The organism is Escherichia sp. KS167_9B (genome assembly GCF_030295215.1).
Lineage (GTDB): Bacteria > Pseudomonadota > Gammaproteobacteria > Enterobacterales > Enterobacteriaceae > Escherichia > Escherichia coli_F.
Window position 1 is genome coordinate 2,142,438 of the sequence record NZ_AP025754.1, and the last position, 12,952, is coordinate 2,155,389.

Genomic DNA, 12,952 nt, shown 5'->3' on the forward strand with positions numbered 1-12,952 from the left:
CTTTAACTCGAGCAGCTGACTTGAAGCCGTTTACCCCAGTCAGGTGGACGACTGACATAGTCATCATCCCTGTCGCTGAAAGGATTTCGCAACGCCTCATGCAGGCGGTGCAATTCCGTCATATCACCCTTTTCTGCCGCTTCAATCGCCCGTTGCGCCAACCAGTTGCGCAACACCAGCGAAGGATTTACGCTTTGCATCAGCTGCTGACGCTCACTATCGGTAACCTCGTCTTGTTGCAAACGTACCCGATAACGTGCAAACCAGTCATCAAATGCCGCACGATCGATAAACTCATCACGTAGCGGTGACGCCGCGCTGTACTGCTCGGTCAGACTCAGCATGCGGAATGTTCGGGTATAATCGCTGCGCTCTCGCGCCATCAGACTGAATAATTCATTCAGTAGCGCGTTATCCTCTTTTTGCTCCGTCATGAAGCCCAGTTTCTGCCGCATCCGTTGTCCATAATGCGTCAACAAAACCTGCTGATAGCTGTCCAGGGCCTCATTCAGGGCATCTACGGTAACAAATGGTGACAATGTCTGCGCCAGACGCTGTAAATTCCACAACGCGACGGCAGGTTGATTATCAAAGCTATAACGCCCCTGGTGATCCGAGTGATTACAAATAAAACCGGGTTCGTAATCATCAAGAAAACCAAACGGCCCGTAATCAAGCGTCAGCCCCAGCAGCGACATGTTGTCGGTATTCATCACCCCATGAGCAAAGCCGACCGTCTGCCATTGGGCAATTAACGATGCGGTACGTGCGACAACATCGGTAAACCAGAGACGGTATTTGTCCTCATCATCTGCAAGATGTGACCAGTAATGACGAATAGCAAATTCAGCTAACTGACGAACCTTTTCCGGCTCGCGGCGATAGTAAAAATGTTCGAAATGACCAAAGCGCAGATGACTTGGTGCCACACGCATCAGCATCGCGCCTGGCTCCACCGTTTCCCGATACACTGGCGAATCGCTGGTGACGATACTTAACGCGCGGGTCGTCGGAATACCCAGATAATGCATCGCCTCACTGGCGAGACTTTCTCGTATCGTCGAACGTAAAACCGCCCGTCCATCACCCATTCGCGAATAAGGCGTCAGGCCAGCACCTTTCAGATGCCAGTCCATTGTAGTGCCATCAGCAAGCCGTTGTTCGCCGAGTAAAATGCCGCGCCCATCACCCAGTTGGCCCGCCCAGACGCCGAACTGATGACCACTGTAAACCTGCGCCAGTGGTGACATACCAGGCAGTAGGGTTTCGCCCCCCCAGACACCTGCGCCATTTTTAAACAGTGACGATGGAATACCCAGCGTGTTAGCCAGTTCGGCATTATGCCAAATCAGCCGGGCATTATTTAAAGGCGTAGGGGAAAGTGTTGTATAGGTTGCTGGCAATTCATCGCGCCAACGGGTAATAAAAGACAGGGTCATAGATCCTCCTGTTTGATAGTGTAGACGGTTACTCTCGTCTTAAACACCAGCAAACAGGAGGGTTATCGCTGAACCAACGTCGTTATCTGATTTACAGGAACGGCAGGCCACAGGCATCCCTGGAGAGCATGGAAATCAAAGGGGATAATCTGTGCCATTATTTCTGGCGTATCAATGCCCCCCGCGATGATGCAATTGCAACATGGGGAAATTTGCGCCTGGATCGCACGAATAAACGGTTCGAAGGAGCGATGCGTGATTTGTTGCTGAATAAAACTTTTATCCAGCATGACGCGGGTGAAAAGACCATCAAAAACCGCTTTCATTGTGCTATTGCCTGCGCCCAAATTACCTAACACAAGGGGATACATTTGCGATAAGGACAAAAGATCGCGATTATCTTTTCCTTCATCGAGATGCGGGTAATTCTCATTAATCAACAGTTCAATAAACGGATATTTTAATAGTTCGCCCGCGTAATTATCCCTGTCTAATAATAAAGTAGCCACTTGTGGGGTTAAATTAAGACAGGCAAAGAGTTTATGTTGAATAAAAAAGTGTTGGCATGATTTTAGCAATTCCAACTGCTCAGAAAATAATTGCCAATGTTGCTCCTCGGTAAGTTGCGCTATAACCCGACTCGTCGGTATACGAACCGTACCATCTTCACTGGAGAAATGGGTAATTAACTCAACGCCGACAAGGTCTTGCTGGTTATCTCTTATCGGCAGGAAATAGCAATCAGAATGATAAAGATTCTCCAAAAAAATCTTCATGGTAACCGTCCCTCTCGAAGGATGTTTTTCAGTATCCGGCTAAAAGGGATGAGGCCATAAGACATAACAATTACAGAAGGAGTAACTTTCATTTGTTCCATGTTAACCACTTTTTCAGGGGTCCTTTTATTAGATTATCCTGATTATAAACGAATAATCCATATACGGTATTTTTGTCTGTAAAATACTACTGTATTCAGGAGTAAATGGACGGAGATGTATCATCGCCGTCCATTTTTCGACATACTAGATTCGTCTCGCCTGCCAGAAATTTTTCTGCCAATAGACATTATCGAGTGAGGAACGCATCACTCCCTTGCTGGTAGAGGCGTGGATAAATTGGTTGTTGGTATCGTAAATACCTACATGCAAACCATTTTGTCCGGAGCCCGTTTTGAAAAAGACCAGGTCACCAGGCAGCAACTCGTCTTTATCAATTTGCGTGCCGATAGAGGCTTGTTGTTTGGTTTCACGGGGCAGCTGCAAATCGAAACGATCGCGCATCGTCACAACCACAAACCCCGAACAGTCCACACCGCGCCGCGTCATGCCACCATAACGATACGGCGTACCATGCCAGCTCTGTAGCTGGTCGTTCAAACCGGCAATAACGGTAATCGAATCAGAAAGTCTGGCATTTGGCGGCGGTGCTTTATGGTGGCTACACCCGGCCAGAAACAGTGCTGTGATCAAAATAAGGCAGAAACGCATTCCGTACGGTTCCTCTGTTTTTTATTCTTGCATTAATTTAGCGTCGTAATTACCCGATTTTCAAGATACTAATGAAATCAGATGGTCGAAATCAGCATTCTGTGACCTTCGATATCCAGACGGCGAAAATTCATCCCATAGGCCTGCGCCAGATTTGGCGGCGTGAGCACCTCTTCTCTGCGTCCACTGGCCAGCATTTTTCCACCTTTTAGCAACCACGCCCGATGCGCATGACGCAAGGTGTGGTTGAGATCGTGACTGCTCATCACAATCGCCAGTCCTTGCTGACACAGCGCGCTCAGAATTTTGTCTAACGCACTTTGTTGCGCAACATCAAGACTGTTCATAGGCTCATCAAGAAGTAGTAATTGGCCTGCGGGATTGGCTTGTGGTGTGATTTGCAGCACCACCGCAGCAAGACGTACGCGTTGCCATTCGCCGCCGGAAAGTTGATTGGTGCTACGTCCGAGTTTGTCATCAAGAGCCAGCGCCCCTGCGACATCATTCAGTAGTTCGGTACGCGTTTTATCGTGCTGATGCAGTGTCAGGTAGTGCCAGACCGGCATTGCAAACGGTGGCGTCTGTTGTTGTGAAAGATAGGCGCGATGCAGCGCGAGTTTTGTTGCGGACCATGCTTCCAGTGGTTGCCCCGCGAACTGAATGCTTCCCTTACCGCTGGTCATTCCGGCCATTCGCGCCAGTAAGGTACTCTTACCCGCGCCATTCGGCCCCACCAGATGTAGGATCTCCCCAGCCCGAACCTCGCCAGAAAGCGGCCCAAGGCGGGTTGATTCCGCAACATCCTGTAGCTGCATCACAATAGACATTATTTCGCCAACGCCAGTTTAATGCTTTCCATCACAATGGGATCTTCCGGCGTCATATCCGGGGAAAAACGCTGGATGACCAATCCGTCCCTGCCAACTAAAAATTTCTCAAAATTCCATAAAATATCATCAGGGTACAGCGGTGCACGACCTTTGCTGACCATACGGGCATAGAATCCGCTCTCTTCCGGCGCGACTGCCGTCGGCGCTGCGGCAATCAATTTTTGATACAGCGGATGGCGTCCTTCGCCATTAACCTCAATCTTACTGAACATCGGGAACGTCACCCCCCAGGTAGTGGTGCAGTAAGTTTTAATCTCTTCATCGCTGCCCGGTTCTTGCTCCAGAAACTGGTTGCACGGGAATCCCAACACCACAAAACCACGATCGGCCCAGGCTTTCTGAATATTCTCCAACTGCTCATATTGCGGCGTTAAGCCACACTTTGAGGCGACATTGACAATCAACAGCACATTACCGGCGTACTTCTCCAGCGTGGTCACTTCACCGTCGATATCTTTCACTACGGTCGTCAGAATGGAATCTTGCATCGTTTCTCCTGGGTGGTCAGTAAAAATCTTAGCTTTTAATCATAGACCGTCTTTTTGCGGCTAACGTCCTGCTTTTAACAATAACCAGATAAACACCGGCGCACCCAACGTTGCGGTGACCACGCCAATAGGCAGCTCTGCGGCAGCTAATGCCAGGCGCGCTACAACATCGGCCAGCAGCAATGCGCTCGCCCCTGCCAGCGCGCAGCCGGGAAGTAATACGCGATGATCGGTCAAACCACATAACCGGAGAATATGTGGGATCACCAGACCAATAAAGCCGATAGCACCCGCCAACGCCACACTGACGCCAACCATCCAGCCGGTCGCTGCCACCAGCACATTGCGCCAGAACCACAGGGGTAAACCCAGTTGCCGCGCCGAGATCTCGCCAAGTGCTAACATATTCATCGGTCTGGACTGACAACAGATCCACAACAACACGGGGATCAATGCCAGCATCAGCCAACTTTGCCGCCAGTCTACGCCGCCAAAACCGCCCATCATCCAGTACATCAGCTGACGTAAATCAACAGAGGTGGAAAAATAGATAGCCCACGTCATTAGTGCGCTACAGATAATCCCTAATGCAACACCAGCCAGCAATAACCGACTGGTCGAAAGATGACGACGGGCAAAACGTAAGAGTATTAAAGTGATGATAAGCGCGCCAGCAATCGCACACAGCCCTAGTGCCCAGTTTGGGAGTTGCCCTTGCCCAAGCAATACCGCGGCGATAAGCCCTACGCCTGCGCCGTTAGAGACGCCAAGTAGTCCAGGTTCTGCCAGAGGATTTTCAAACAATGCCTGCATTACAGCGCCGGATATAGCCAGCGCCGCACCAACCAGCAATACAGCCAGCGTACGTGGCAGGCGAATTTGCCAGACGAACAGTTCGCCACGAGGAGTAAACCAGTCACCTGGCGAAATCCATTGTTCACCGGCGCAAAGGCTTAAGAGAAGCGCCAGCAGCATCAAAACTGACAGGCATAATAACCAGCGAATATTTTGTCGCTGTTGTTGGCGGGCAAGTGTCAGCATGGTATCCGTTCTGCTGAAGTGTCATAGCGTTGATTTTACGGTGACTCTTCGACAGTGAAAAGAAAAAAGGCCGCAGAGCGGCCTTTTTAGTTAGATCAGATTACTCGTCTTTGGGCGAAGCGTTTTCGACCCGGCTTTTTAACTTCTGCCCGGGTCTGAAGGTCACCACGCGCCGTGCTGTAATGGGAATATCCTCGCCCGTTTTCGGGTTACGTCCCGGGCGTTGATTCTTATCACGCAGATCGAAGTTACCAAAACCAGAGAGTTTCACCTGTTCGCCGTTTTCCAGAGCTCGACGGATCTCTTCGAAAAACAGTTCAACCAGTTCTTTGGCATCCCGCTTGCTAAGCCCAAGCTTATCAAACAGATATTCTGACATTTCAGCTTTTGTAAGCGCCATAGGTTCAATCCCTCAATGATGCCTGGAATCGCTCTTTTAATGCCTCTACACATTTGGCGACGGTAGCGGCAATCTCCTCTTCTTCGAGTGTACGGCTGGTATCTTGCAGGATCAGGCTTATGGCGAGGCTCTTATACCCCTCCGCAACACCCTTACCGCGGTACACGTCAAATAAGTTTACGCCAACTACCTGATTTACGCCAACTTTCTTACATTCGGATAAAATATCCGCTGCGGGAACGTTTTCTGCGACCACCACCGCGATGTCACGACGGTTCGCCGGGAAGCGAGAAATCTCGCGCGCCTGAGGCACCACGCGGTCTGCGAGCTTGTTCCACTCCAGTTCGAACACCAGAGTGCGACCGTTAAGATCCAGTTTACGTTCCAGTTCAGGATGAACAACCCCAACAAAACCAATACGTTCACCTTTCAGATAAATCGCTGCGGATTGCCCCGGATGCAGTGCCGGATTCGCTTCTGCACGGAACTCAACCTCATTCAGTTTACCGGTCAGGTCGAGAACGGATTCAAGATCGCCTTTCAAATCATAGAAATCAACGGTCTCTTTTGCCAGGTTCCAGTGCTCTTCGTAACGGTTACCGCAAATCACACCGGCTAACATCAGATCCTGACGAATGCCCAACGGTGCCTGAGTATCTGGCACGAAACGCAGACCACTTTCGAAAATGCGCACACGGTTCTGCTGACGGTTCTGGTTGTACACCACGGTTGCCAGCAGGCCGGTCCACAGGGAAAGACGCATTGCTGACATTTCAACGGAAATAGGGCTTGGCAGCAGTAAGGCTTCAACGCCTGGATGGATCATCTGCTGCACTTTCGGATCAACGAAGCTGTAGGTGATCACTTCCTGATAGCCTTTGTCGTTGAGCAGCGTTTTCACGCGCTTGAGCGACAGATCGGCTTCGCGGTGAGTACCCATAATCAGGTTTGCCTGCACCGGCTCATCAGGGATGTTGTTGTAGCCGTAAACACGCGCGACTTCTTCGACCAGATCTTCTTCAATCTCCATGTCGAAACGCCAGCTCGGCGCAACTGCCTGCCACTCGTCTTTGCCTTCGGTCACTTCGCAGCCGAGACGACGCAGAATGTCAGTGACCTGCTCATCGGCAATATGATGGCCAATCAGGCGATCCAGTTTGCTGCGACGCAAAGTGATGGTTGCACGCTTCGGCAGCGTTGCTTCGTTGGTGATATCAATTACCGGACCAGCCTCACCACCGCAGATGTCGATCAGCAGACGGGTCGCACGTTCCATCGCTTTGTGCTGCAGTGCCGGATCAACGCCACGCTCATAACGGTGAGACGCATCAGTATGCAGGCCATGACGACGAGCACGACCGGTGATAGACAGCGGGCTGAAGAAAGCGCATTCCAACAGGACGTTTTGCGTTTCGTCATTCACGCCAGAGTGTTCGCCACCAAAGATGCCGCCCATCGCCAGCGCCTTGTTGTGGTCGGCGATGACCAGGGTGTCAGCGTTCAGCTTCGCTTCGGTACCGTCGAGCAGTACCAGCGTTTCGCCCTCTTTCGCCATCCGCACCACAATGCCGCCTTCAATGCGATCTTTATCGAAAGCGTGCATCGGCTGGCCCAGTTCGAGCAGCACATAGTTGGTGACGTCAACAACTGCATCGATAGAACGGATCCCGCAACGACGCAGTTTTTCTTTCATCCACAGCGGAGTTGGCGCTTTAACGTTAATGCCTTTTACCACACGGCCAAGATAACGCGGGCAGGCTTCCGGCGCTTCTACTGCAATCGGCAGCGTGTCGTCGATGGTCGCACCAACCGGAACGATTTCCGGTTCAACCAGCGGCAGCTGGTTCAGCACGGCAACATCACGCGCCACGCCGATAATACCTAAGCAATCGGCACGGTTTGGTGTCACGCTGATTTCGATGGTGTTGTCATCGAGTTTCAGGTATTCGCGGATGTCGGTGCCAATCGGCGCATCCGCTGGCAGTTCGATAATGCCGCTGTGATCGTCAGAAATTCCCAGCTCAGAAAAGGAGCACAGCATCCCTTCAGACGGTTCGCCGCGCAGTTTTGCCGCTTTAATTTTGAAATCACCCGGCAGAACAGCACCAATGGTCGCTACCGCCACACGCAGGCCCTGACGGCAGTTTGGCGCACCGCAGACAATGTCCAGCAGGCGATCGCCGCCGACATTCACTTTTGTCACTCGCAGTTTGTCAGCGTTCGGATGCTGCGCACACTCAACCACTTCACCCACGACCACGCCGTGGAAGCTACCGGCAACCGGTTCTACACCGTCAACTTCCAGGCCCGCCATGGTGATTTGATTTGCCAGCGCATCGCTATCAATCGCCGGGTTCACCCATTCGCGTAACCACAGTTCACTGAATTTCATAATCTATTCCTGCCTTATTTAAACTGTTTGAGGAAACGCAGATCGTTTTCGAAGAATGAACGCAGGTCGGTGACGCCGTAACGCAACATGGTCAGACGCTCCATCCCCATCCCGAAGGCGAAACCAGAGTATACTTCCGGATCGATGCCAACATTACGCAGCACGTTCGGATGCACCATCCCGCAGCCCAGTACTTCCAGCCATTTACCGTTTTTACCCATGACGTCCACTTCTGCAGAAGGTTCGGTAAACGGGAAGTAGGAAGGACGGAAGCGGATCTGCAAATCTTCCTCAAAGAAGTTACGCAGGAAGTCGTGCAGCGTGCCTTTCAGGTTGGTAAAGCTGATGTTGGTATCAACAATCAGACCTTCCATCTGATGGAACATCGGCGTGTGAGTCTGGTCGTAGTCGTTACGATAAACGCGGCCAGGCGCGATGATACGAATCGGTGGCTGCTGAGCTTTCATGGTGCGGATCTGTACGCCAGAGGTCTGGGTACGCAGCAGGCGGGTAGCGTCAAACCAGAAAGTGTCGTGGTCAGCGCGCGCCGGGTGGTGACCAGGAATGTTCAGAGCATCGAAGTTATGATAATCGTCTTCGATTTCCGGCCCGGTTGCCACGGTAAAGCCAAGCTCACCGAAGAAACTTTCGATACGGTCGATGGTACGGGTCACCGGATGCAGACCGCCGTTTTCAATACGACGACCCGGCAGGGAGACATCAATCGTTTCCGCAGCCAGACGCGCATTCAGCGCTGCGCTTTCCAGTTCCGCTTTACGTGCATTCAGCGCCTGCTGAACCTGCTCTTTCGCTTCGTTGATAACCGCACCGGCTGCCGGGCGTTCTTCTGGCGGCAGCTCACGCAGGGTCGTCATCTGAAGGGTTAAGTGCCCTTTTTTACCCAAATATTCGACGCGCACATTGTCTAACGCGGCAACATCTGACGCCTGGCTAATGGCCGCCTTCGCACTGGCAACCAGTTCTGCGAGATGTGACATGGTTTTCCTCATTGTGTCAGTGGTGACACTGGTTCGTTGGACTTAGAGCCTATCCCATCAGGCTATTTTACTTGCCATTTTGGTCCCGGGCAGTGCTCGAAATCCTCACGTACTTAAGTACGCTCCGGTTTCTCCGCGCTGGCCGTGCCCAGACTGGCTGCGACAATTACGCCTGATGAGACAGGCTTTTTATTTTTCAAAACGCGCATACAAAAAAAGCCTCCACTGGGAGGCTTTCAGGCGCTGTTTTCCGTTTCTCTTCTCACGCGCTAGCCTCCTGGAGTCAGGTGCTAAAGTAAAAAAAGAAGCGGAAAATAGCAGCATTCATTGCTTGCGTTACCTTTTGGTACTTTTCAAAAGACCTTTATTGAAAAGGCTACGGCGATAAAAGTCAATGTTTTGATGGCGTTGAAACGAAAAGAGGGAGACTAGCTCCCTCTTTCAACTGGCTTATGCCAGAGCTGCTTTCGCTTTTTCAACCAGAGCGGTGAACGCTACTTTGTCGAATACTGCGATATCAGCCAGGATCTTACGGTCGATTTCAACAGAGGCTTTTTTCAGGCCATTGATGAATTTGCTGTAAGAAATACCGTTCTGACGTGCTGCTGCGTTGATACGCGCAATCCACAGTTGACGGAACTGACGCTTACGTTGACGACGGTCACGGTAAGCATACTGACCAGCTTTGATAACAGCCTGGAAGGCAACGCGGTATACGCGAGAACGCGCACCGTAGTAGCCTTTAGCTTGTTTCAAAATTTTCTTGTGACGTGCGCGTGCAATTACACCACGTTTTACGCGAGCCATATGTGCTCTCCTGTATCTATATTCTAATTAAAAAGTTAAAAACGTTAACGGCTTATGCGTACGGCAGGCACGCGATTACCAGGCCCAGATCGCCTTTGGAAACCATGGCTTTCGGACGCAGGTGACGTTTACGTTTGGTCGCTTTTTTGGTCAGAATGTGACGCAGGTTAGCGTGCTTGTGCTTAAAACCACCTTTACCGGTTTTTTTGAAGCGCTTAGCAGCACCGCGTACGGTCTTAATTTTTGGCATTTTAATAACTTCCACTTCGCATTGTTAATAAACGAAACAAAGGCGAACAATGCCTGTGAAGCCCAAAGGCTCCACAGACAGTGCTACTTGAAGGCCTTACTGTTTCTTCTTAGGAGCGAGCACCATGATCATCTGGCGGCCTTCGATCTTCGTTGGGAAGGATTCGACCACTGCCAGTTCTTGCAAATCGTCTTTCACGCGATTAAGCACTTCCATACCGATTTGCTGGTGCGCCATCTCACGACCGCGGAAACGCAGCGTGATTTTGGCTTTATCACCCTCTTCGAGAAAGCGAATCAGGCTGCGGAGTTTTACCTGATAGTCGCCTTCATCTGTACCAGGACGGAATTTAATTTCCTTAACCTGGATAACTTTTTGCTTTTTCTTCTGTTCCTTAGAAGACTTGCTCTTTTCATAGAGGAATTTGCCGTAATCCATTATACGACAAACCGGCGGCTCGGCGTTAGGGCTGATCTCGACTAAGTCTACTCCGGCTTCTTCTGCTTTCTCCAGAGCTTCTCTCAGACTCACAATACCAAGCTGCTCGCCTTCCAGACCTGTTAAGCGAACTTCCTGGGCGCGAATTTCGCCATTGATACGGTTAGGGCGCGCCGTTTGAACTCGTTTTCCGCCTTTAATACCTTATTCCTCCAATTGTTTAAGACTGCGGCTGCGAATCTCTTGTTGCAGCTTCTCGATCACTTCATTTACGTCCATGCTTCCCAGGTCTTTACCACGGCGGGTGCGAACGGCAACTTTGCCTGATTCCACCTCTTTATCACCACAGACCAGCATATATGGGACGCGACGCAAAGTGTGCTCGCGGATTTTAAAGCCAATCTTCTCATTTCTCAAGTCTGCTTTAACACGAATGCCCGCATTTGATAGTTTTTGCGTCAATTCGTTAACGTATTCAGACTGTGAATCGGTAATATTCATGATAACAACCTGAACCGGCGCAAGCCAGGTCGGGAAGAAACCAGCGAATTCTTCGGTCAGGATACCGATGAAACGTTCCATCGACCCCAGAATTGCGCGGTGAATCATTACCGGTACCTTACGCTCGTTGTCTTCACCCACATAGGAGGCGCTCAGACGAGACGGCAAGGAGAAGTCCAGCTGTACTGTACCGCACTGCCAAGCACGATCGAGGCAGTCATACAGGGTAAATTCAATTTTCGGACCGTAGAAAGCGCCTTCACCCAGTTGATATTCAAACGGGATGTTGTTTTCTTCCAGCGCAACTGCCAGGTCCGCCTCAGCACGATCCCACATTTCGTCGCTGCCAATACGTTTTTCAGGACGAGTGGAGAGTTTGACGACGATCTTCTCGAAGCCAAAAGTGCTGTACATATCATAGACTAAACGGATACATCCGTTAACTTCATCGCGAATTTGTTCTTCAGTACAGAAGATATGCGCGTCATCCTGGGTAAAACCACGTACACGCATCAGGCCATGCAGCGAACCTGACGGCTCGTTACGGTGGCAGCTACCAAACTCGGCCATACGCAGCGGCAGATCGCGATAAGACTTCAGCCCCTGGTTGAAAATTTGTACGTGACCCGGGCAGTTCATCGGCTTAATGCAGTATTCACGGTTCTCAGAAGACGTGGTGAACATTGCATCTTTGTAGTTGTCCCAGTGACCGGTTTTTTCCCACAGAACACGGTCCATCATGAACGGACCTTTAACTTCCTGATACTGGTACTCTTTCAGTTTAGAACGAACAAACACTTCCAGTTCACGGAAGATGGTCCAACCGTCGTTGTGCCAGAAGACCATACCCGGCGCTTCTTCCTGCATATGGTACAGGTCGAGCTGTTTACCGATTTTACGGTGGTCGCGTTTCGCGGCTTCTTCAAGGCGCTGCAGGTAAGCGTTTAGCGCTTTTTTGTCTGCCCACGCCGTACCGTAAATACGTTGCAACATTTTGTTGTTGCTGTCGCCACGCCAGTAAGCCCCTGCCGTTTTCATCAGTTTGAAATGATGGCAGAAACGCATGTTCGGTACGTGCGGACCGCGGCACATGTCGACATATTCTTCATGGAAGTACAGACCTGGCTTGTCATCATGGGCGATGTTTTCGTCAAGAATGGAGACTTTGTAGCTCTCCCCACGGTTGGCGAAAGTTTCACGCGCTTCGTGCCAGCTGACTTTCTTTTTAATGACGTCGTAGTTTTTCTCAGCAAGCTCATGCATCCGCTTCTCGAGTGCTTCGACATCTTCCTGGGTTAACGTGCGGTCAAGATCAACGTCGTAATAAAAACCGTTGTCAATAACCGGGCCGATTGCCATTTTGGTATGCGGCCAAAGTTGTTTAATCGCGTGCCCTAACAGGTGCGCACAGGAGTGACGAATGATCTCCAGACCTTCTTCGTCTTTGGCGGTAATGATCGACAGTTGTGCGTCGTTTTCAATCAGATCGCAAGCATCAACCAGTTCACCATTAACGCGCCCTGCGATACAGGCTTTCGCCAGACCTGGACCAATGTCCAGCGCAACATCCATGGGGCTTACAGCGTGGTCGTAATGGCGTTGGCTGCCATCAGGAAGAGTTATAACAGGCATTTTATATCCTTATTTGCAGTGGTGACCCACACGAAAGATCACATACAAAGAAAAATTTGTTTATTAACAGTTCATTGCGAAACCATCTAGCCAACAAATGCTAAATTGGTTCGCAATCAGGTACACAAATGAAAGACATTAACCTCTCACCTTCCACCCGGTTGAACGATGTTAACACTAAAAAAAGGG

14 protein-coding genes and 1 other annotated feature are annotated in these 12,952 nt (G+C 50.6%); all 14 genes read right to left on the minus strand.

All coding sequences use genetic code 11. The features are described from left to right. Positions 1–2 precede the first annotated feature (2 nt). Positions 3–1,439, minus strand: coding sequence for a protein adenylyltransferase SelO (selO, locus tag QUE34_RS10765; protein WP_103253669.1), 1,437 nt, complete (start codon positions 1,437–1,439; stop codon positions 3–5). 62 nt (positions 1,440–1,501) lie between these two features. Beyond that, a complete protein-coding gene (ydiV, locus tag QUE34_RS10770) occupies positions 1,502–2,215 on the minus strand; it encodes an anti-FlhDC factor (protein ID WP_032303153.1) in 714 nt (237 codons plus the stop codon). A gap of 246 nt (positions 2,216–2,461) precedes the next feature. Beyond that, a complete protein-coding gene (locus QUE34_RS10775; protein WP_001209785.1) occupies positions 2,462–2,926 on the minus strand; it encodes a C40 family peptidase in 465 nt (154 codons plus the stop codon). A gap of 77 nt (positions 2,927–3,003) precedes the next feature. Next, positions 3,004–3,753 carry a vitamin B12 ABC transporter ATP-binding protein BtuD gene (gene btuD, locus QUE34_RS10780; protein ID WP_000029466.1) on the minus strand — a complete coding sequence of 250 codons (750 nt, stop codon included), beginning with the start codon at positions 3,751–3,753 and terminating at the stop codon, positions 3,004–3,006. Further along, positions 3,753–4,304, minus strand: coding sequence for a bifunctional thioredoxin/glutathione peroxidase (gene btuE, locus QUE34_RS10785; RefSeq protein ID WP_001154187.1), 552 nt, complete (start codon positions 4,302–4,304; stop codon positions 3,753–3,755). Before btuE ends, btuD begins: the two co-directional genes overlap by 1 nt. 60 nt (positions 4,305–4,364) lie before the next feature. Further along, positions 4,365–5,345 carry a vitamin B12 ABC transporter permease BtuC gene (gene btuC / locus QUE34_RS10790; RefSeq protein ID WP_000956530.1) on the minus strand — a complete coding sequence of 327 codons (981 nt, stop codon included), beginning with the start codon at positions 5,343–5,345 and terminating at the stop codon, positions 4,365–4,367. 100 nt (positions 5,346–5,445) lie between these two features. Next, complete coding sequence (gene ihfA, locus QUE34_RS10795; RefSeq protein WP_001229265.1) at positions 5,446–5,745, minus strand: integration host factor subunit alpha; 300 nt, start codon at positions 5,743–5,745, stop codon at positions 5,446–5,448. Between the two features lie 4 nt (positions 5,746–5,749). After that, positions 5,750–8,137 (minus strand): phenylalanine--tRNA ligase subunit beta, encoded by a 2,388-nt coding sequence (pheT, locus tag QUE34_RS10800; protein ID WP_032303156.1) that lies wholly within the window; start codon positions 8,135–8,137, stop codon positions 5,750–5,752. 14 nt (positions 8,138–8,151) lie between these two features. Beyond that, positions 8,152–9,135 carry a phenylalanine--tRNA ligase subunit alpha gene (pheS, locus tag QUE34_RS10805; protein ID WP_000018588.1) on the minus strand — a complete coding sequence of 328 codons (984 nt, stop codon included), beginning with the start codon at positions 9,133–9,135 and terminating at the stop codon, positions 8,152–8,154. Positions 9,136–9,344: 209 nt separating this feature from the next. Next, positions 9,345–9,469, minus strand: a sequence feature (Phe leader region). Then, the gene (pheM, locus tag QUE34_RS10810; protein WP_001386830.1) at positions 9,419–9,463 is read right to left on the minus strand and encodes a pheST operon leader peptide PheM; all 45 of its coding nucleotides are present in this window, start codon (positions 9,461–9,463) and stop codon (positions 9,419–9,421) included. (Overlaps the previous feature by 45 nt.) Before the next feature lie 116 nt (positions 9,470–9,585). Next, entirely contained in the window at positions 9,586–9,942 is a 357-nt protein-coding gene (gene rplT, locus QUE34_RS10815; protein ID WP_000124850.1) for a 50S ribosomal protein L20, read from the minus strand. 52 nt (positions 9,943–9,994) lie between these two features. Then, complete coding sequence (rpmI, locus tag QUE34_RS10820) at positions 9,995–10,192, minus strand: 50S ribosomal protein L35 (protein ID WP_001124225.1); 198 nt, start codon at positions 10,190–10,192, stop codon at positions 9,995–9,997. 96 nt (positions 10,193–10,288) lie between these two features. Beyond that, positions 10,289–10,831 carry a translation initiation factor IF-3 gene (infC, locus tag QUE34_RS10825; RefSeq protein WP_001700733.1) on the minus strand — a complete coding sequence of 181 codons (543 nt, stop codon included), beginning with the start codon at positions 10,829–10,831 and terminating at the stop codon, positions 10,289–10,291. A 3-nt stretch (positions 10,832–10,834) separates the two neighbouring features. Beyond that, positions 10,835–12,763 (minus strand): threonine--tRNA ligase, encoded by a 1,929-nt coding sequence (gene thrS, locus QUE34_RS10830; RefSeq protein ID WP_001144202.1) that lies wholly within the window; start codon positions 12,761–12,763, stop codon positions 10,835–10,837. Positions 12,764–12,952 lie beyond the last annotated feature (189 nt).